This is a genomic window from Allobosea sp. TAF32 (assembly GCF_052113585.1).
In the GTDB taxonomy this organism is placed as follows: domain Bacteria; phylum Pseudomonadota; class Alphaproteobacteria; order Rhizobiales; family Beijerinckiaceae; genus Allobosea.
Genome location: NZ_JBFRDM010000008.1, coordinates 151,219 through 171,680, shown reverse-complemented (window position 1 = coordinate 171,680; position 20,462 = coordinate 151,219). Strand labels below are relative to the sequence as shown.

Genomic DNA, 20,462 nt, shown 5'->3' with positions numbered 1-20,462 from the left:
ACCGCGAATTCCTCGCTGGGGGGCTCACCGGAACAACCGGACTTGCCCGCACCTCATACAAATGGATACGGTGGATAGAAGCCACCCGTCAAACCGCCGCAATGGGACAGATTGTCCGATGTGCGGTGCGAAAGAATGGGAATAGAGAACGTCGGTTCCCGGAAGAGGGAGGTCTCGAGTCTCTTGCGCATCTTTCGTTTTTTAGCGGCTTTGCCGGTTTTTGCGCTGCTTGGCGGATGCCAGTGGGTCCTGCTGTCGCCGTCGGGCGATGTTGCGATGCAGCAGAGAAACCTCATGCTCGCCTCCACGGCGCTGATGTTGCTCATCATCATTCCGGTGATGGCGCTGACGATTTTCTTCGCCTGGCGCTACCGGGCCTCGGCCAATGCCAGCTATCATCCGGATTGGAACCATTCGCTGCCGCTTGAGGTGGTGATCTGGTCGGTGCCGCTGCTGATCATCATAGTGATCGGCGCGATGACCTGGATGGGCACGCATCTGCTCGATCCCTATCGGCCGCTCGACCGCATCAGCGCTTCCAAGCCGACCGTCGAGGCGAGAGCGGGTGGCAACGGGCCGACAAAGCAGCCGCTGGTGATCCAGGTCGTGGCGCTCGACTGGAAATGGCTGTTCCTCTACCCGGCGCAGGGCATCGCCTCGCTGAACGAGGTGGTGGCGCCTGTCGATCGGCCGATCGAGTTCCGCATCACCTCCTCCTCGGTGATGAACTCGCTCTTCATTCCCGCGCTCGCCGGCCAGATCTACGCAATGCCGGGCATGCAGACGAAGCTCAACGCCGTGATCAACCATCCCGGCGACTTCGAGGGCTTCTCGGCCAATTACAGCGGCGCCGGCTTCTCAGACATGCGCTTCCGCTTCCACGGCGTCGACGAGAAGAGTTTCGGCGAGTGGGTGCAGGGCGCGATCCGCAACGGCAACCCGCTCGGGCGCGAGGAGTATCTCGTGCTGGAGAAGCCGAGCGAGCGCGAGCCGGCGCGCCTGTTCCGCGACGTGCCCTCCGATCTCTTCGGTGCCATCCTGAATATGTGCGTCGACCGCGCGAAGATGTGCATGCGCGACATGATGGCGATGGACGCCAAGGGCGGCGGCGGCAAGGAGGGCATCCATATTGTCGCGCAGCTGGAATACGACAAGAGCGTACGCCGGGGTGGGCAGCCGATGCCGCCGCGCCCCTTCGTGACGGCGATCTGCACGCCGACCGATGTCTACGGCACCGCGGGCGTCACCGCCCGCGTCGCCAACTGAAGCGCTTTCGCTAGCGAGCCGAGTGAACAATGACCTCCTATCCCGACTGGTGGAAGCTGCTGTTCGGACGCTTCACCCTCGAGGCGATCCCCTATCACGAGCCGATCCTGATCGGGACGTTCGCCGCGGTCGCGCTCGGCGGCCTCGCGCTCATCGCGCTGATCACCCGCTTCAAGCTCTGGGGCTATCTCTGGCACGAGTGGTTCACCAGCGTGGACCACAAGAAGATCGGGATCATGTACATGATCCTGGGCGTCATCATGCTGCTGCGCGGCTTCGCCGACGCGCTGATGATGCGCGGCCAGCAGGCGATCGCCTTCGCCGGCAACGAGGGCTACCTGCCGCCGCACCATTACGACCAGATCTTCACTGCCCACGGCGTGATCATGATCTTCTTCGTGGCGATGCCCTTCGTCACGGGCCTGATGAACTATGTCATGCCGCTGCAGATCGGCGCGCGCGACGTCGCCTTCCCCTTCCTGAATAATTTCAGCTTCTGGATGACGGTGGGCGGCGCCGTGCTGGTGATGATGTCGCTCTTCGTCGGTGAATTCGCCAAGGTCGGCTGGCTCGCCTATCCGCCGCTCTCGGGGGCTGCCTACTCGCCCGGGGTCGGCATGGATTACTACCTGTGGGCGCTGCAGATTGCGGGCGTCGGCACGACCTTGTCGGGCGTCAACCTGATCGCGACCATCGTGAAGATGCGCGCTCCCGGCATGGACTTGATGAAGATGCCGGTCTTCAGCTGGACGGCGCTGTGCACCAACGTGCTGATCGTCGCGACCTTCCCGATCCTGGCGGCGACGCTCGCGCTGCTGACGCTCGACCGCTATGTCGGCACCAACTTCTTCACGAACGATCTCGGCGGCAATCCGATGATGTACGTGAACCTGATCTGGATCTGGGGCCACCCGGAAGTCTACATCCTGATCCTGCCGATTTTCGGCGTCTATTCGGAGGTGGCCTCGACCTTCTGCGGCAAGCGCCTCTTCGGCTATGCCTCGATGGTCTATGCGACGGTGGTCATCACCATCCTGTCCTATCTCGTCTGGCTGCATCACTTCTTCACGATGGGCTCGGGCGCCAGCGTGAACTCCTTCTTCGGCATCACGACGATGATCATCTCGATCCCGACGGGGGCGAAGATCTTCAACTGGCTGTTCACGATGTATCGCGGCCGCATCCGCTTCGAATTGCCGATGATGTGGCTCCTGGCGTTCATGCTGACCTTCGTCATCGGCGGCATGACCGGCGTCATGCTCGCGGTGCCGCCGGCCGACTTCGTGCTGCACAACAGCCTGTTCCTGATCGCCCATTTTCACAATGTCATCATCGGCGGCGTGGTCTTCGGCGTCTTCGCCGGCATCGCCTACTGGTTCCCCAAGGCCTTCGGCTTCAAGCTCGACCGGTTCTGGGGCCTGCTCTCCTTCTGGTTCTGGGTGATCGGCTTCTACGTCGCCTTCATGCCGCTCTATGTGCTCGGCCTGATGGGCGTGACGCGGCGCCTCAGCCGGTTTGAGGATCCCTCGCTGCAAATCTGGTTCGTGGTCGCGGCTGTGGGAGCGGTGCTGATCGCCCTGGGGATCCTCTGCTTCCTGATCCAGATCGGTGTCAGCATTATGCGCCGCGAGGAGTTGCGCGATACGACCGGCGACCCCTGGGACGGGCGCACGCTCGAATGGTCGACCTCGTCGCCGCCGCCGGCCTACAACTTCGCCTTCACGCCGATTGTCCACGACCTCGACGCCTGGGCCGATATGAAGAAGCGCGGCTACAAGCGTCCGCTCGGCGGCTTCCGGCCGATCCACATGCCGCGGAACACCAGTGCTGGTCTGATCATCGCCGGGCTCGCGACGATCTGCGGCTTCGCTTTGATCTGGTACATCTGGTGGCTGGCGGCGCTCAGCTTCGTCGGCGTCCTGGCGACGGCGATCGGGCATACCTTCAACTATAACCGCGACTTCCACATTCCGGCCGAAGCCGTTCTGCGCGAAGAGGATTCGCGCACCGAACTGCTCGGCCGGGCCTGAGGGGCGATGATGGCTAAGGCGATAGCGGAAGCGCAGGCTGCGAACGGCGTTCCGGCGTTCTACGTGACGGAGGACGAGCACGAGCACTCCGGCGGCTCGACCATGCTCGGCTTCTGGCTCTACATCATGAGCGACTGCCTGGTTTTTGCGGTCCTCTTCGCGACCTTCGGCGTGCTCGGGCGCAACTATGCGGCCGGGCCATCAGGCGCCGATCTGTTCGACCTCAGGCTGGTCGCGATCAACACGGCGATGCTGCTGTTCTCCTCGATCACCTATGGCTTTGCCATGCTGGCGATGGACAAGGGCCGGCAGGCGGCGATGCAGGGCTGGCTCGTCGTCACCGGCCTCTTCGGCCTCGCCTTCCTCGCGATCGAACTCTACGAATTCGCGCATCTCATCCACGAGGGCGCGACGCCGATGCGCAGCGCCTTCCTGTCCTCCTTCTTCACGCTGGTCGGCACGCACGGGCTGCACGTCACCTTCGGCCTGATCTGGCTGACAGTGCTGATGGTCCAGGTCAGGCGGCGCGGGCTGATCGAGGCCAACCGGCGCCGGCTGATGTGCCTGAGCATGTTCTGGCACTTCCTCGACGTCGTCTGGATCGGCGTCTTCACATTCGTTTATCTGATGGGCGTGCTGAAATGAGCGCTAGCCAGAACCACGCCGAACATCACGACGAGCATGGCGGCGACGGTCAGCCGCATGGCAGTCTGCGCGGCTATGTCACCGGCTTCCTGCTTTCGGTCGTCCTGACCGCGATCCCGTTCTGGCTGGTCATGAACGACGTGCTCAGCAATTCGATGCTGACCGCAATCGTGATCATGGGCTTTGCCGCCGTGCAGATCGTCGTCCACATGGTCTATTTCCTGCACATGAACAGCCGCTCCGAGAGCGGCTGGACGATGATGGCGCTGATCTTCACGATCGTCATCGTGGCGATTGCGCTCTCCGGCTCGTTGTGGGTGATGTACCACCTCAACACCAACATGATGCCGACCGAGCTGCACAAGATGTGAGGCGGCTCGTGCTCGCGGGCGCGACGGCCAAGCGGCGCGCAGGCGCCGGACGCCTCATCTTTGCTGCGGCGCTGACCCTCGTCACGCTGGTTTCCGCCGGCCTCTGCATCTGGCAGGTGCAGCGGCGGAGCTGGAAGCTCGACCTGATCGCCCGGGTCGAGGCGCGGGTTCACGCCGCGCCCGTGACTGCACCGGGCCCGCTGGAATGGCGGGCCATCGCGGCTGATACTGCCGAGTATCGCCGCGTCGCCCTGCAGGGCCGTTATCTTGAGACGCCTGAAACACTGACGATGGCGGTGACCGAACGCGGCCCGGGCTTCTGGGTGATCGCGCCATTCCGTGCCGATTCGGGTTTCACGGTCCTCGTCAACCGCGGTTTCGTGCCGGAGGATCGGCGCGGGGTTGAAGAGCGGCGCAAGGTGGCCGGCGAACAGGCGAGGGTGGTCGGGCTGTTGCGGCTCACCGAGCCGGGCGGCGGCTTCCTGCGCGCCAACGATCCCGCCGCGGGCCGCTGGTATTCTCGCGACGTTGCCGCGATCGCCTCGGCGCGAGGGCTTGGCGAGGTCGCGCCCTATTTCGTCGATGCCGACGCGGCGAGCGAGCCAGGGCCGTTGCCGCAGGGCGGCATGACCCAGGTCAGCTTCCGCAACACGCATCTGATCTATGCGCTGACCTGGTTCTGCCTTGCCCTGTTGAGCGCCGGAGGCCTCATCTTCGTGCTGAGAGGCAAGGCCGGCGAGGAAACGCCGGCCTCATAGTTCCAGCCGGCTCAGCCCTCGTCCTGCAACTGCCCGAGCTCGTGCAGCAGCGCCGCGCCCGTCCTGATGCCGCTCTGGAAACAATCCAGCGTCATATTCTCGTTCGGGGCGTGGTTGGCTTCGTCATGGTTGGCATAGGGCGTGACATAGGCGGGGATGCCGAGGATCTTGGTGAAGACGTAGTTCGGCAGGCTGCCGAAACCGGCCGGGATCAGCAGCGGCTCCTCGCCATGGGCGGCGACGAAGGCGCGGCGTAGCGGCACCGTATAGCGCGAGGCGATCTGCGTCTTCGAGGGCTGCATGCCGGTTTCCTCGACGATGAACTCGACCTCCGGCGCATGCTTGGCGACATGGGCCGCGACCTTGCGCAGGATGTCCTCCGGGTCCTGCGCCTCGACGAGGCGGATATCGCATTTCACCAATGCCTCGTTCGGCAGCACGGTCTTGGTGCCCGGCCCGCCGTAGCCGCCGTGGAAGCCGTTGATCGTCAGCGTCGGCTGGAAGCACAGGCGATCATAGAACGGCCGGTCGAGCGGCGCGTCGAGGCGCTTGAGGTCGAGCCCTTGCTTGAATGCGTCCAGATCGAGCGGCAGGCGCTCGATCGCCTCCAGATCCTCGGAGGTCGGCGGCAGGACGTCATCGTGCAGGCCCTCGATGGTAATCTCGCCATTGGCGTTCTTCATGGTGGCGAGCAGGTGGACCAGCGTCCAGATCGGGTTCGGCACGACACCGCCGAAATTGCCGGAATGGACGTCGCGGCTGGCATGGCGGCAGCGTAAATCGAAGGAGACGACGCCGCGCGAGCCGAACTTGATGGTCGGGGCGCCGCTGGCATGGCGCGGGCCGTCGGCGGTGACGGCGAGATCGGCCTTCAGCTTGTTCTGGTTGGCGCGCACGAAGCCGGCGATGCGCGGGCTACCGATCTCCTCCTCGCCCTCCAGCAGCAGGATGACATTGCAGGGCAGTTCGCCATGGACCCTGAGATGGGATTCGATCGCGAGGATCTGGGCGAAGTGCTGGCCCTTATTGTCGCCGACGCCGCGCGCATAGAGCCGGCCGTCTCGAATCGTGGGCTCGAAGGGCGGGGAAACCCATTTGTCGAGCGGGTCCGGTGGCTGCACGTCGTAATGGCCGTAGAGCAGTACAGTCGGCTTGCCCGGTGCCTTCTCCCAGCGGGCAAGGACCATGGGATGCCCTTCGGTCTGCACGAGGCTGGTCTCGAGCCCGATCTCCGTCAGTATCTCGACCAGCAGCGCCCCGACCTCGGCGATGCCGATATTCTCGGCGCTGATGCTGGGGTGGCGCAGATAGGCGATCAGCCGGTCGAGGAAGGCGCTGCGGTTGGCTTCGATATGATCGAAGACCGGAGCAAGGGCGTCAGAGGAAGCCATTTCGTTATAGGCCTTTGCAGAAGAACGTTGCGATTGTGAATCAAGGGCGGCCCCCCGCAGGTCGGGCCAGCTCCCGAGCGCGGCGCGGTCAGCCTAGAAGTTGATCCTGCACCTCTCAACCGGTGGGCCTCGCCATTCCTGCCACAGCAGCCATGCGGCAAGGACAGGCCGCGAAGTGGGCCGCCATACGCCCTGCGCCTGCGACGTCATGCTGATTTTCGAAAGCCGTCGTGGCGGCGACGCCGGTTTACGTTCGCGATCCGACGCGGCAGAACGGGCGGCAGCGGACCGTTTCAACACCTCGCGGCCGCTTCTGGGGATCATCAATGTTTAGAACGCCGGACTTCGACGAGCTGATCGACCGCCGCGGAACCCATTCCGCCAAATGGGATACGATGGAGAAGAATTATGGCGTGTCGGCTTCCGACGGTATCGCCATGTGGGTGGCGGACATGGATTTCCGGCCACCGGCCTGCGTCCAGCAAGCGGTCGAGCGCATGGCGAGCCATGGCGTCTACGGCTATTTCGGCGATGACCGCACGAACAACGACGCCATCCGCTGGTGGATGAAGGCCCGGCACGGCTGGGATGTCGCGCCGGAGGCGATCTTCACCACCCACGGCCTGGTCAATGGCACGGCGCTCTGCGTCGATGCCTTCACCGCGCCGGGCGACGGCGTCGTGCTGATGACGCCGGTCTACCACGCCTTTGCCCGCATCATCCGCTCCGCCGGGCGGCATGTCGTGGAGTGCCGGCTGGCGACAGAGGACGGGCGCTACGTCCTCGATATCGCTGGCTGGGATGCGCAGATGACCGGCCGTGAGCGGATGCTGATCCTGTGCTCGCCGCATAATCCCGGTGGGCGCGTCTGGACCGGCGACGAACTCCGCGAGATCGCCGCCTTCTGCAAGCGCCACGACCTGATCCTCGTTGCCGACGAGATCCACCACGATCTGGTCATGCCGGGATCCCGGCACACCGTCATGCCGCTGGCCGCTCCCGACATCCTCGATCGGCTCGTGATGATGACGGCGACCACCAAGACCTTCAACATCGCCGGCGCCCATATCGGCAATGTCATCATCCCCGACGAGGCTCTGCGCGAGCGGTTCCGCGCGCGGATTAACGCGCATGGCATCTCGCCCAACTCCTTCGGCATGGCGATGGCGACGGCCGCCTACAGCCCCGAAGGGGCGGCCTGGGTCGATCGGCTCGTGGCCTATATCGACGGCAATCGGAAGCTGTTCGACGACGGGGTGAATGCCATTCCCGGTCTGCGCTCGATGCCGCTTGAGTCGACCTATCTCGCCTGGGTAGATCTCGCGGGAACCGGCATGGAGCGGGCGGAGTTCACCGCCCGTGTCGAGAAGCAGGCGAAGATCGCAGTGAATCACGGACCGAGCTTCGGGGCCGGTGGCGACAGTTTCCTGCGCTTCAATCTTGCGACGCCGCGCGCCACCGTGATCGAGGTCGTCGAGCGGCTGCAGCAAGCGTTCCGCGATTTGCAGTAGCGCTGCTGGACGGGCGGCTACGCCCGGCCGGCAGAACGCGCATTGCGCCCGGTGCGGGACAGCGACCGCGTCCCGCATCCATCTCTCCGCTTTCCGTCGAGCCCGCTCCGGCTTATTGATGGGGCGGGAGACCTCATGAGACGCATCTCCGGATACCGTCGCCGCCGCCTCGCTGACATCGGATAGCCGATGACGGCCGACGCTCCCCACCACGTCGTCATCGTCGGGGCCGGCTTCGGCGGGCTGGAAGCGGCGCGCAACCTTGCCGCCGCGCCGGTCAGGATCACGGTGGTCGACCGGCGCAACCACCACCTCTTTCAACCGCTGCTCTATCAGGTCGCGACAGCGTCTTTGCCGACCTCGGAGATCGCGTGGCCGGCGCGCTCCCTGCTGCGGCGCTATCCGAACGTCACGACGTTGCTGGGCAGCGTCGTCGGCGTCGGTGCGGACGCAAAGACTGTGCTGATCGATGGCGAGCCAGCGCTCGCTTTCGATAGCTTGATCCTCGCGACCGGAGCGCGCCACGCCTATTTCGGCCATGACGAATGGGAGCCCTACGCGCCCGGCCTGAAGACGCTGGAAGACGCGACGAAGATCAGGCGCCGCATATTGTCCGCCTTCGAACAGGCGGAGTGGGAGACCGACGAGACCCGGCGTTCCGAGCTGTTGACCTTCGTCATCATTGGCGCGGGGCCGACCGGCGTCGAGCTCGCCGGGACGATCGCCGAGCTGGCGCATGACACGCTGCGCGCCGATTTTCGCAATTTCGATACGCGCAGCGCGCGGGTGGTTCTGGTCGAGGCGGGCCCGCGCATCCTGGCGGGCTTCACTGAAGACCTTTCGGCTTATGCCGAGCGGGCGCTGATCGGCCTCGGCGTCGAGGTCCGGACCGGGCACGCCGTGTCGCGCTGCACCGAGGACGGTATCGAGCTTGGCGATGCCTTCCTGCCGGCGAAGACGATTTTGTGGGCGGCGGGCGTTGCGGCCTCGCCGGCGGCTGAATGGCTGGGAGCGCCGGCCGACCGGGCAGGGCGGGTGATGGTCGAGCCCGATCTCTCCGTACCCGGCCACGCCGAGATCTTCGTGGTCGGGGATACGGCCCATGTCGTCTCGGCCGACGGCAAGCCCGTGCCAGGCGTCGCGCCCGCCGCGAAGCAGGAAGGGCGATACGTCGCCGGGGTGATCAAGGCCCGGCTGAAGGGCGCAGCCGCGCCGCCGCCCTTCGCCTACAGCAATGCCGGCAATCTCGCGACCATCGGCAAGCGCGCTGCCATCGTCGATTTCGGGTGGATCAAGCTGAAGGGGCGCATCGCCTGGTGGACCTGGGGCATCGCGCACATCTTCTTCCTGATCGGCCTGCGCAACCGCCTCGCGGTGGCGCTGAACTGGCTGTGGATCTATGTCAGCGGGCACCGCAGCGCCCGCCTGATCACGCAGGGACCTACGAAAGGCAGCGAAACCGGCGCTTCTCGCTGACGGGCTGCCTCGCACTCGTCAGGAGGGGAAATCCTCCGGCCTGAAGAAGGGCGTATCCTTCAATTCGGGCTCGTCGAAGGCTTCGAGATCGCGGCGGATCTCGGCGATGTCCTGCCGGAAGAATGCCGCGACGATAGCCTGCGCGACGCGCTCACCGGCGATAGCGACACCGGGGATGTCGCTCGCGATCGCGCCATGGCTGACGAGGGCGCCGTGGTTGACGAGGTGGATACGCGAGAGCTCGGCCGGCGCGCCGGCGTCACGCGGCTGCAATTCAAACCCCGGGCCGAGATAGGGCGCCCGCGCCAGTGCCGGGCGCGCAAGCGCGGCGGGCGGCACGTAGCGATCGCTCCAGCGTGCGATATGCGGGGTCAACTCTGCCAGTTCCGGGATGTTGGCCGCATCGACCTGGAAGCCCGTCGCGACGATGAGGAAGTCGTGCCGGCGTTCGAGCCAGCCTTCCGGCGTGTCGAGGTCGAGCACGACCTGCGCGCCCTTGCGCCGGACGGTCGCGACGCTGTGGCGGAAGCGAATATCGAGCCCGTCCGATTTCAGAGCACGCAGCACCGTTTCGTGTGGCGGCGGCGCCAGCATGTCATCGAGATAGGCTGAGAGCGCCCAGCGATCGGCATCGGGCAGGGCGCCCCAGCCATGGAAGTAGCCGGGATTGGCCGAGCCGCGGCCCTTGTTGATCTGCGGCAGATGTGGCCGGCGCAGATACATCTCGACGCGCGCTGCGCCTTGCTCCAGCGCCGTCGCGGCATTGTCCCAGGCCGAGGCGCTGCCGCCGATGACGCCGACCGATTTGCCGCGCAGCCCTGCGAAATCGATTGGGTCGTTGCCGTGGGCGGCGACGGTCGGCCTCAGCTCATGCGGCACGACATCCGGCCAGACATCGCCGCCCGCACCGCCACGCCCGGTGGCGAGGACGACATGGCGCGCGAAGACGGTCTTCGCTCCCTCGGCTGTCTGGATATCGAGGGCGAGCAGGCCGTCCTGCGGCCGCAGGTTCGTCAGCGCGCTGCGATGCTGCACCGGCAAGGCCAGCACCCGCCGGAGCCAGCTGAGATAGTCGACCCAGGCAGCGTTGGGGATCTTGTAGAGCGCGTCCCAAGCCGCTTCGCCGAAGCTCGCCATGTACCAGGCGGCGAAGGTCAGCGAGGGGACGCCGAGGGCTGGCCCGGTCAGGGTCTTGGGCGAGCGCAGCGTGTCCATGCGCGCATAGCGGTTCCACGGGCCTTCGCGGCCCGGCTCGTTGGCATCGAACAGGCGGATGTTGGCGATGCCCTTGGCGAGCAGAGCCGAGGCTGCGGCGATGCCGTTCATGCCGGCGCCGATGATGGCGACGTCGAGGACCGGTGCACCTGCTTCCGTTGTCCGCGGATGGAGCCAGGGCTTTGCCGGGAAGCCGAGCAAGGCGAGGTCGCGCCTCACCTGCGCTTCATGCCGGGCAAGGCCGTCGGCGATCGGGACCGGTGTGGCGATGCGCTTCATCATGGAACCTCTGCCGCTTCGCGGACGGCCCCCGCCGTGCCGAAGCTCTGGCCGGGGATCGAGGCGAGCAGGGCCTGCGTATAGGGGTGCTTGCGCTGGCCGAAGACCTCGGCCACCGTTCCGGCCTCCACGACTTCGCCGTTCTTCATCACCGCGACGAGATCGCAGACCTGTGCCGCCACGCGCAAATCGTGGGTGATGAAGACGATGGACAGCCCGAGCCGTTCGCGCAGACCGGCGAGAAGCTTCAGCACCTGCGCCTGCACGGAGACGTCGAGGGCCGAGACCGGTTCGTCGGCGACGAGAACGTCGGGTTCGAGCGCCAGCGCGCGCGCCAGCCCGATGCGCTGGCGCTGGCCGCCGGAGAACTCGTGCGGATAGCGGTCCGCCGCCGCCGGATCGAGACCGACGAGGCCGAACAGCTCGCGGGCGCGCTCCAGCGCCTGCTTGCGTGGCATGCCGTTGACGACGAGGCCCTGCGCGACGAGGTCCCCGACCTTGCGGCGCGGGTTGAGCGAGGCGAAGGGATCCTGGAACACCATCTGGATGAGGCGGCTGCGCGCCCGCATCTCGGCGCGGGAGAGTTTGGTCAGATCCTCGCCGTTCAGACGGATCGCGCCCGTGTCGGGATCGATCAGCCGGATGATGCAGCGCGCCAGTGTCGATTTGCCGGAGCCGGATTCACCGACGATGCCGAGCGTCGCGCCCTTCGGCAGGGTCAGCGATACGTCCTTCACGGCATGGGTGACGCGCTGGCCGCGGCCGAGGAAGCCGCCGGTGCGATAGGTCTTCGAGACGTTCTCTATCGTCAGGATCGCCTCGTCCGAAAGCGGGCGCGGCGGCGGCGGTTCGAGCGCCGGCACGGCCGCGATGAGCTGGCGGGTATAGGGGTGGCTGGGGCGCTTCAGGACGGCTTCGGGCTCGCCCTGTTCGACGACGAGACCGTGCTGCTTCACTACGACGCGGTCCGCGATCTCGGCGACGGCGCCGAAATCATGGGTGATGAAGAGCACGGCGGTGCCCTTGCGCGCCTGCAATTCGCGGATGAGCTTCAGGATCTGCGCCTGGGTGGTGACGTCGAGCGCCGTCGTCGGCTCGTCGGCGATCAGCACCTTCGGGTCGAGCGCCAGTGCCATCGCGATCATGGCGCGCTGGCGCTGCCCGCCCGAGAGCTCGTGCGGATAGGCCTTGGCCGCGCGCTCCGGCTCTGGGATCTGGACTTCCGTCAACAGGTCTTGGACACGGGCCGCGATCGCGCGTTTGCCGAGGTCGGTGTGGATGCTGAGCATCTCGCCGATCTGGTCGCCGATGCTGCGCAGCGGATTCAGCGCCGTCATCGGCTCCTGGAAGATCATGGCGATGCCGGCGCCGCGAATCCGGCGCATCTCGGCTTCGCCCAGCGCGGCGATGTCGCGGCCCTCGAAGAGGACGCGTCCGCGCTCGATCGCGACGCCGGTGGGAAGGAGGCGCATGATCGCATTGGCCGTCATCGACTTGCCGGAACCGGATTCGCCGACGACGCAGACGATCTCGCCCGCTTTCAGCTCCAGCGAGACGTCCTGCATCGCGTGAGCGCGATCGGCTCCCTCCGGCAGGGCGACGGTCAGTCCGTCGAGAGTGAGGATCGCGCTCATCGTCCCTTGAGCCTCGGGTTGAGAGCGTCGTTCAGCCCCTGGCCGACGAGCGAGACGCCGAGCACGGTCAGCACGATCGCGAAGCCGGGAATCGCCGAGACGTACCACTGCACGCGCAGCACGTCGCGGCCGAGCCCGATGAGGTTGCCCCAGGAGGCGACATTGGGATCGGAGAGCTTGAGGAAGGCGAGCGAGCTTTCGAGCAGGATCGCGACCGCCATGACGACGCTGGCGTAGACGATCACCGGCGGCAGGGCGTTCGGCAGGATCTCGCCGAAGATCAGCTTGAGGTCGGAGAGGCCGATGGTGCGTCCGGCCTGCACGAACTCGCGGTTGCGCAGCGAGAGGAACTCGGCGCGGGTGAGACGGGCCGGTGCCGGCCAGGAGACGATGCCGATCGCGACCATCACCGTCGGCAGCGTCGAGCCGAAGACGACGACGAGGACCAGCAGCAGCAGGAAGTTCGGCAGGGTCTGGAAGGCTTCGGTGATGCGCATCAGCACAGTGTCGACCTTGCCGCCGTAGAAGCCGGCGAGCGCGCCGATGACGATGCCGATCGCGACCGCGATGACCGTGGCGACGATGCCGATCAGCAATGAGATGCGCGCGCCGTAGAAGATCTGCGCGGCGATGTCGCGGCCGGAATTGTCGGTGCCGAGCAGGAAGCGCGGGTTGGCGAGGGGCCATTGCAGAGGCCGGCCGGCGAGCGCCAGCGGATCGCGCGGGAAGAGCCAGCCGGCGCTCGCCGCCATGGCGAGGACGAGCAGCAGAAGGAACAGGCCGATTACGGCTGGCGGGCTGCGGAAATAGCGCTTGAGGGCGTCCATCGCTCAACCCTCCGGTGCGATGCGCGGGTCGAGCCGCGCGTAGAGGAGATCGACGATAAAGTTCACGACGATGACCAGCAGCGCCGAGACGAAGACGATGCCGAGCAGCGTGTTGAGATCGCGCTGGATCACCGATTCATAGGCGAGGCGGCCGAGGCCCGGCAGCGAGAAGACACTCTCGACGACGACCGAGCCGCCGAGCATCGTGCCGGCCTGCAGGCCGATCAGCGTCACCATCGGCAGCAGCGCGTTGCGCAGGACGTGGCGGGTGATGACGCGGGTCTCGTCCAGGCCCTTCGAGCGGGCGGTACGGACGAAATCGAGGTTCAGCACCTCCAGCATCGCGCCGCGCATCAGCCTGAGATAGATGGCGAGGTAGATCAGACCCAGCGTCAATGTCGGCAAGATGAGATGGCGCGCGATGTCGAGCGTGCGGGCGAAGCCTGTCAGCCCGGCGCCGATATCCTCGAAATCGCCGGCCGGCAGCCATTGCAGATGCACGGAGAAGACGACGATCGCCATCAGCCCGAACCAGAAGGAGGGCGTGGCGTAGAAGATCAGGCCGAGCGTCGAGATCAGCGTGTCCTGCCAGCGATTGACGTCGCGCGCGGCGAGAACGCCGAACACGATCCCCGCGAAGAAGGCGAAGGAGAGCGCGGATGTCATCAGCAGCAGCGTTGCCGGCAGGCGCTCGACGATGACGCTGGCGACCGGCTTGCCGTAGATGGCGGAGTGGCCGAGGTCGAAGCGGACCAGCCGCCAGAGATACTGGCCGAGCCGCTCGGCGGTGGAGAGATCGAGCCCGTAGAAGCGGCGCAGCTCTTCGGCGAGTTTCGCGTCACCGCCGCCCATCTGCGCCATCATGGCATCGACGGTGTCGCCGGGTGCGAACTGCAACAGCAGGAAGATGCCGATCAGGATCAGCAACAGCGTGGGGATCGAGGCGACGAGCCGCCGCCCCGCAAGGGTGAGGATACGCATGGTCTACGCGCCGTGTTGCTGCGGGCCGGACGGGAAGGGCGGCCCGCTCTCCTGTTCTTACTCGGCCAACCAAAGGTCGTGCCAGCTCGACGAGCCCCAGCGCGGGGTGTTCGAGTGGTTGCGGGCCTTGGCGCTGATCGTGGTGACGAAGATCTGCTCGATCGGCATCCAGATCGGCAGCTCGGTGTTCACCTTGCGGACGAAATCGCCGTAGAGCGCCTTGCGCTTGGCGGGATCGACCTCGGTCGCGGCGTCGTCGATGATCTTGTCGACGGCATCGTCCTTCCAATCCCACTGGTTGGTCCAAGGTGCGCCCTTGGGTTGGCCGGAGCGGTACCAGACCGTCGTCGAGACGGCTGGGTCGTTGCGGTACTGGTGCCAGCCGGTGGCGAGGTCGAAGTCCCAATCGTTGTAAACGCTCTTCAGGAAGCCGCCGCCATCGACGCGCACGATATCGACCTTGATGCCGATTTGCGCCAGCGACTGCTGGATGAAGGTGGAGAACAGCGAGATGTCCTCGCCCCAGGGGGCGGGGGTGAGGCGCAGCGAGAAGCGCGTGCCGCCGGCGCCGGGCTTGTAGCCGGCCTCGTCGAGCAGCTTGATCGCCAGCGCCTTGTCGAACGGATACTGCGGGCCGTTGTCGGCCGGGTGGAAGTCGGTCGAGACCGAGGGGATCGGACCGGTGCCGCGCTTGGCGAAGTCGCCGAGGAAGTTCTCGATGAAGAAGGGGATGTCGAGCGCATGCGCGATGGCGCGGCGCACGCGGATGTCGGCGAGTTCCTTGCGGCGGAAGTTGAACTCGATCGTGTTGGTGCGGGCGTTGCCCTCATTGCCCTTGGTCGAGACGATGAAGCGCTTGTCCTGCGACAAGCGGGCCATGTCGGAGATCGTCAGGCCCGAGAACGGGCTGTAATGCAGCTGGCCGGCCTCGAGCTGTGCCGCGGCGGCCGAACGGTCGGTGATCACGCGCCAGATGATACGGTCGAGGTAGGGCGCGTTCTCGCGCCAGTAGTTCGGATTGCGATCGGCGATGATGTGCTGGCCGCGCTCATAGGTGACGAATTTGAACGGGCCGGTGCCGATCGGTGCGAGGTTGACCGGGTTGTTCCGGATGTCGCCCTTGCCCTCATAGAGATGGCGGGCCGAGACGTAGCCGAGGTCGGGCAGGGCGCGCAGCAGGAGGTTCAGCGGCATCGGCCGCTCGTAGCGGAAGATCGCTGTGTAAGGATCGGGCGTGTCGACGGCCGTGAGGAAGAGCTGCAGCGTCGTCCCGTAGTTCAGAATCTTCTTCCACATCTCCATCGCGGTGAACTGGACGTCCGCCGAGGTGAAGGGCTGGCCGTCATGCCAGGTCACACCCTTGCGCAGCTTGAAGGTGATGGTCTTGCCGTCGGGCGCCGCCTCCCAGCTTTCGGCGAGCACGCCGACCGGGTTGCCGTTTGCGTCGAGATCGACCAGCGCCTCCTGGATCTTGCCGCCGATGATGTAGACGCCGGTCGAGGCCTGGAGGCTCGGATTGAGCTGGCGCTGCTCGGCGCCGTAATGCACGCCGAAGACGCCGCCCTTGCGCGGCGTCTCCTGCGCGAAGGCCTTGAACGGGTTGACGACATTGGCCGCGATGGCGGCGGAGGTCATCAGGATTGAACGACGGGTGAAGTCCATGGAGGTCCTCGACGATCTGAGCTCGGAGGCTGAAAGGCGGAATGCAGGAGCCGTGCCGGTCAGGCCGGCACGAAGCTGAGCACGGAGCCGGAGGCGCGAGCGGCGGGGACGCTGGCTGCATCGCCGTGGCGGATCGCTCCGGAGGCCTTGGCGGCGGCGTCGAGATCGCGCGTCGCCAGCACCAGCGCAGCGACGCCCTTCGTCGCCGCGCCTTCCCGCACGGCGTCGGGATAGCGCTCGGCAAAGGTCTCGGCGGCATAGAACAGGATGTCGGCGCGCGAACGGCCGGAAGCGACGCGCCAGACCGTGCCTTCCTGCCGAACCGGCTCGTCGATCAGCCGCGAAAGATGTTCGGCGGCCGCCTGCGGATCGGCCGACAGGATCTCGATACGCCGGATGGCGACAGCGCCGTTGGCGTGCTTCTGCAGCACCGGCACCCAGACGTTCTCCCGCGTCAGATGCTGGCAGGCGAAGATGCGGATGCCGCCGGGCTGCTCCTCGAGCGGCCAGCGGAAGACATTGAACTTGGCGTCGGCCTCGCCGCCGCCGGGGAGTGGCACCGGCCGGCCGAAATGCACCGGGCCGGTCGCAGGAAAGCCTCGTGCGGTGATTTCGGCCGCGCCGGCCGCGGCGTCGTCGGTGGTGAAGGCGATGCGCTCAATGCCCTCGTGCTTCGCCAGGAAGTCGCGGGTGGGCTTGTTCTGGTCGGTCTCGGAGACGATCCCGAGCAGCTCGAGATAATCCTCCTGCAGCATGATCGTGTGATTGGCCGAGCCCATATGCGGCGAATGCAGGCCGAGAGGCGAAATCGTGAAGCCTAGCTCCTCCCAGGCCTTCGCCGAGAGAGCGAGATCGCGAACGGCGACGACGACATGGTCGACGCCGAGAACATGATTGAGAGACATCAAGCCGGTCCGATATGGTGCCGCTCGCGGCGGCTAGGGTGAAGAATTTCCTTCTTCGGACGGCAATCTAGTCGGGCGGTATGGGGAATGTCCTTATCGTTGTTTTCCGATTTTAGAGATGAATGATCTCCTTTTTGCCGTCGGCGCCATGGGGGCCGGCTGCGCTGGATACGCTGCGGCGCGGTGGTCGAATCGCGCTTGATTTTGCATCAAAGCGGGCATATACCCGCAACTATGTCCATCGCCTGTTACTGCACACGCCTCAAGACCGTGACCCGCAAGATTGCGGGGCTGTATGACGTCGCTTTGGCGCCGGTGGGGATCAACATTGCCCAGTTCGCGATCCTCAGGAACGTCCGGAGGCATCAGCCAGTCAGCCTGACGGAACTGGGCCGGCTTCTGGAACTCGATCGATCGACCATGGGGCGCAATATCCGCGTGGTCGAGAAGATGGGTCTGGTACAACTTGGGCGCGGCGAAGATCAACGGGAGCTGGTCGTGTCGCTGAGCGCGCAGGGGGAGGCGATTCTGGAAGAGGCATCTCCGCTCTGGGAGACGTGCCAGCAGGATATCACCGGGCGTCTTGGCGCAGAGCGTCTCAAGGCTCTCAACGAGCTGAGCGATCTTCTCTGATCGTTTAATCTTAAGCGGGTATATACCCATAAGTTGGATGCTCTCATGTCGCAGATAGCCATCTCCGCCGAGAACTCGGCATTACCCCGCTTCTTCGCCCGCCGGGGCATCCACTACGGCTGGGTGGTCGCGGCGGTCACCTTCCTGACCATGCTGGTGACGGCCGGGGCGGTCGGTGCGCCCGGTGTTCTGATCGGCCCGCTGCATCAGGAGTTCGGCTGGTCGACCGCGGAGATCTCGTCCGCCTTCGCGATCCGCCTGGTGCTGTTCGGGCTGATCGGGCCGTTCGCCGCCGCCTTCATGAACCGCTTCGGTGTCCGGCGCGTCGCGGCCGTCGCGCTGACGCTGATCGCCGCGGGTGTGCTGGGCTCCTTCGCCATGACGACGCTCTGGCAGCTCATGCTGTTCCTGGGCGTCGTGGTCGGCTTCGGCACGGGGCTGACCGCCATGGTGCTGGGGGCCACAGTCGCGACGCGCTGGTTCTCGGCCCGGCGCGGTCTCGTGATCGGCCTGCTCACAGCCAGCACGGCGACCGGCCAGCTCGTCTTCCTGCCCCTGCTCGCCTCGCTTACGGAAACGCTTGGCTGGCGCAGTGCGCTCGCCTTCGTGCTGGGCATGCTGCTGCTGGCCGCCGTCGCGGTGCTGGTGCTGATGCGTGACCGGCCCTCCGACCTCGGACTTGCGCCTTATGGCGCGACGCTGCCGGTGGCTGCGCCACCTGCGGCACCGGCGACGCTGGGCGCAATGCTGGCCTCGCCGCTCGTCGCGCTGAAGGACGCCTCTCGTTCTGGCATCTTCTGGGCGCTGTTCGGCACTTTCTTCGTCTGTGGCGCCAGCACGAACGGCCTGGTGCAGACCCATTTCGTCTCGCTATGCGGCGATTTCGGCATGGCGCCGGTCGCCGCGGCGGGCATGCTCGCGGTCATCGGCATCTTCGACTTCGCCGGCACGGTCGGCTCGGGCTGGCTGTCCGACCGCTTCGACAGCCGTAAGCTCTTGTTCTGGTATTATGGCCTGCGCGGGCTCTCGCTGATCTACCTGCCCTTCACCAGCTTCAGCTTCTACGAACTCTCGATCTTCGCGGTGTTCTACGGTCTCGACTGGGTGGCGACCGTGCCGCCGACGGTGAAGCTCGCGGCCGACCGCTTCGGCGAACGCGCCAACCTCGTCTTCGGCTGGATCTTCGCCGGCCACCAGCTCGGCGCCGCAACCGCCGCCTGGGGCGCGGGCTTCAGCCGCACGGTCTATGCGAGCTATCTGCCGGCCTTCTTCATCGCCGGTGTGCTCTGCCTGATCGCCGCGCTCGCCATCGTGTCGGTGCGCGAGCCGCGCGAACGGGAGCTCGTCCCGGCCGCCGCATGAAGGTTGACGTTGCCATGCCGGCTGGCGCGCATATCTACGGATGATGATCGCGATTCCGTTCGACAACTCCTATGCGCGCCTGCCGGAGCGGTTCTATGCCGCGGTGAACCCGACCGCGGTGGCCGCGCCTCGTCTGATCAAGCTCAACGAGGCCCTGGCCCGGCAGCTCGGCCTCGATCCGGACTGGCTGAAGGGGCCGGACGGCGTCGTGATGCTGGCCGGCAACAGCCTGATCGAAGGGGCGCTCCCGATCGCGACGGCCTATGCCGGGCATCAATTCGGCGGCTTCAGCCCGCAGCTCGGCGACGGCCGGGCGATCCTGCTTGGCGAAGTGGTGGACCGTGACGGCCGGCGCCGCGACATCCAGCTCAAGGGAGCCGGCCCGACGCCGTTCTCGCGGCGTGGCGACGGCCGGGCCGCGCTGGGGCCGGTGCTGCGCGAGTACGTCCTCAGCGAAGCCATGGCGGCGCTCGGCGTGCCGACGACGCGGGCACTCGCCGCGGTGCTGACGGGTGAAACCGTCCGGCGCGAGACGCTGCTGCCCGGCGCCATCCTGACCCGCATCGCCGCCAGCCATATCCGGATCGGAACATTTCAGTTCTTCGCCGCCCGGCGTGATGTCGAGGCGCTGCGCCTCCTCGCCGACCATGTCATCGCCCGGCACTACCCGCAGGTGGCGGATGGCAACGCACCTTATCTGGCTCTGCTTGAAGCGGTGGTTGCCGCGCAGGCCGACCTCGTCGCGCGCTGGATGCTGATCGGCTTCATCCATGGCGTGATGAACACCGACAACATGTCTATCGCCGGCGAGACGATCGACTACGGTCCCTGCGCCTTCATGGACAGCTACGACCCCGCCACGGTCTTCAGCTCGATCGACGAGCACGGCCGCTATGCCTATGGCAACCAGCCGCCGATCGCGCTGTGGAACCTGACGCGCTTGGCCGAGGCGCTGCTGCCGCTGCTGGCGGAGGACCAGGAGAATGCGGTCGCCGTCGCGCAGGAGGCGGTCAATCGTTTCAACGAGCTGTTCCAGGCCAGTTTGATCGCGGGCTTTCGCCAGAAACTCGGCCTTTTCACCGAAGCGCCGGATGACGTCCTGCTCATCAAGGCATTGCTCGAAACGATGCAGCGCGGCCATGCCGACTTCACTCTGACCTTCAGGCGGCTCAGCAATGACGCCGTTGGCAACGGGCAAAGCTGCCGCGAGCTCTTCACCAATCCCGCCGAGTTCGACGATTGGCATGGTCGCTGGCAACAGCGGCTGCAGCAGGAGAGCCTCTCCGCGGAAGAGCGGCAGCGCGCGATGCACAGCATCAATCCGCTGTTCATTCCGCGGAATCACCGCGTCGAGGCCGTGATCGAGGCGGCAACCGAGCGGGGCGATCTGGCGCCATTCGAGGAACTGCTCGCCGTCTTGGCGAAGCCCTATGACGAGCAGCCGGGCCGGGAGGAGTACGCTCGGCCGCCCGCCGTACATGAGCGCGTGTTGGCAACCTTCTGCGGTACCTAGCGT

The 20,462-nt window shown here is 66.1% G+C and carries 16 protein-coding genes and 1 pseudogene; 10 read left to right on the top strand and 7 right to left on the bottom strand.

The genetic code is table 11. The features are described from left to right. Positions 1-135: 135 nt before the first annotated feature. Genes cyoA through AB4Z16_RS17880 form a run of 5 tightly spaced genes read left to right on the top strand, consistent with a single transcriptional unit; the run spans position 136 to position 5,070 of the window. Positions 136-1,266 (top strand): ubiquinol oxidase subunit II, encoded by a 1,131-nt coding sequence (gene cyoA / locus AB4Z16_RS17900; protein ID WP_441512713.1) that lies wholly within the window; start codon positions 136-138, stop codon positions 1,264-1,266. 29 nt (positions 1,267-1,295) lie between these two features. Continuing rightward, positions 1,296-3,296 carry a cytochrome o ubiquinol oxidase subunit I gene (gene cyoB, locus AB4Z16_RS17895; protein WP_441512712.1) on the top strand — a complete coding sequence of 667 codons (2,001 nt, stop codon included), beginning with the start codon at positions 1,296-1,298 and terminating at the stop codon, positions 3,294-3,296. 9 nt (positions 3,297-3,305) lie between these two features. After that, entirely contained in the window at positions 3,306-3,941 is a 636-nt protein-coding gene (cyoC, locus tag AB4Z16_RS17890; protein ID WP_441512711.1) for a cytochrome o ubiquinol oxidase subunit III, read from the top strand. Continuing rightward, entirely contained in the window at positions 3,938-4,312 is a 375-nt protein-coding gene (gene cyoD, locus AB4Z16_RS17885; protein WP_441512710.1) for a cytochrome o ubiquinol oxidase subunit IV, read from the top strand. The genes cyoC and cyoD overlap by 4 nt, the downstream gene beginning before the upstream one ends. An 8-nt stretch (positions 4,313-4,320) precedes the next feature. Then, positions 4,321-5,070 (top strand): SURF1 family protein, encoded by a 750-nt coding sequence (locus AB4Z16_RS17880; RefSeq protein WP_441512709.1) that lies wholly within the window; start codon positions 4,321-4,323, stop codon positions 5,068-5,070. A gap of 11 nt (positions 5,071-5,081) precedes the next feature. Here the strand turns inward: AB4Z16_RS17880 and AB4Z16_RS17875 are convergent, their stop codons facing one another. After that, on the bottom strand, positions 5,082-6,461 hold the full coding sequence (locus tag AB4Z16_RS17875; protein ID WP_441512708.1) for a M20/M25/M40 family metallo-hydrolase: 1,380 nt from the start codon (positions 6,459-6,461) through the stop codon (positions 5,082-5,084). A 326-nt stretch (positions 6,462-6,787) separates the two neighbouring features. Between AB4Z16_RS17875 and AB4Z16_RS17870 the strand changes: the two genes are divergently transcribed. Both AB4Z16_RS17870 and AB4Z16_RS17865 read left to right on the top strand, forming a co-directional pair. Beyond that, on the top strand, positions 6,788-7,972 hold the full coding sequence (locus AB4Z16_RS17870; RefSeq protein ID WP_441512707.1) for a MalY/PatB family protein: 1,185 nt from the start codon (positions 6,788-6,790) through the stop codon (positions 7,970-7,972). Between the two features lie 189 nt (positions 7,973-8,161). Beyond that, entirely contained in the window at positions 8,162-9,448 is a 1,287-nt protein-coding gene (locus AB4Z16_RS17865; RefSeq protein ID WP_441512706.1) for an NAD(P)/FAD-dependent oxidoreductase, read from the top strand. Positions 9,449-9,868: 420 nt separating this feature from the next. On the opposite strand, the pseudogene AB4Z16_RS17860 reads toward AB4Z16_RS17865, so the two are convergent. The 6 genes and pseudogenes from AB4Z16_RS17860 to AB4Z16_RS17835 all read right to left on the bottom strand — a co-directional run. Then, a pseudogene (locus AB4Z16_RS17860) lies at positions 9,869-10,942 on the bottom strand (FAD/NAD(P)-binding protein); the annotation flags it as partial. Continuing rightward, entirely contained in the window at positions 10,942-12,576 is a 1,635-nt protein-coding gene (locus tag AB4Z16_RS17855; protein WP_441512705.1) for an ABC transporter ATP-binding protein, read from the bottom strand. The gene AB4Z16_RS17855 and the pseudogene AB4Z16_RS17860, both read right to left, overlap by 1 nt. Next, positions 12,573-13,403, bottom strand: coding sequence for an ABC transporter permease (locus tag AB4Z16_RS17850; RefSeq protein WP_441512704.1), 831 nt, complete (start codon positions 13,401-13,403; stop codon positions 12,573-12,575). The genes AB4Z16_RS17855 and AB4Z16_RS17850 overlap by 4 nt, the downstream gene beginning before the upstream one ends. 3 nt (positions 13,404-13,406) lie before the next feature. Beyond that, entirely contained in the window at positions 13,407-14,384 is a 978-nt protein-coding gene (locus AB4Z16_RS17845; protein ID WP_441512703.1) for an ABC transporter permease, read from the bottom strand. 57 nt (positions 14,385-14,441) lie between these two features. Beyond that, entirely contained in the window at positions 14,442-16,046 is a 1,605-nt protein-coding gene (locus AB4Z16_RS17840; RefSeq protein WP_441512702.1) for an ABC transporter substrate-binding protein, read from the bottom strand. Between the two features lie 59 nt (positions 16,047-16,105). Beyond that, the gene (locus AB4Z16_RS17835) at positions 16,106-16,951 is read right to left on the bottom strand and encodes a VOC family protein (protein WP_441512701.1); all 846 of its coding nucleotides are present in this window, start codon (positions 16,949-16,951) and stop codon (positions 16,106-16,108) included. Between the two features lie 270 nt (positions 16,952-17,221). Here AB4Z16_RS17835 and AB4Z16_RS17830 point away from each other — a divergent pair, with 270 nt between their 5' ends. Genes AB4Z16_RS17830 through AB4Z16_RS17820 form a run of 3 tightly spaced genes read left to right on the top strand, consistent with a single transcriptional unit; the run spans position 17,222 to position 20,459 of the window. After that, positions 17,222-17,584: a MarR family winged helix-turn-helix transcriptional regulator gene (locus tag AB4Z16_RS17830; RefSeq protein ID WP_441512700.1), complete on the top strand. Its 363-nt coding sequence runs from the start codon at positions 17,222-17,224 to the stop codon at positions 17,582-17,584. A 45-nt stretch (positions 17,585-17,629) separates the two neighbouring features. After that, a complete protein-coding gene (locus tag AB4Z16_RS17825) occupies positions 17,630-18,946 on the top strand; it encodes an MFS transporter (RefSeq protein WP_441512699.1) in 1,317 nt (438 codons plus the stop codon). 40 nt (positions 18,947-18,986) lie between these two features. Further along, the gene (locus AB4Z16_RS17820) at positions 18,987-20,459 is read left to right on the top strand and encodes a protein adenylyltransferase SelO (RefSeq protein WP_441512698.1); all 1,473 of its coding nucleotides are present in this window, start codon (positions 18,987-18,989) and stop codon (positions 20,457-20,459) included. Positions 20,460-20,462: the final 3 nt, after the last annotated feature.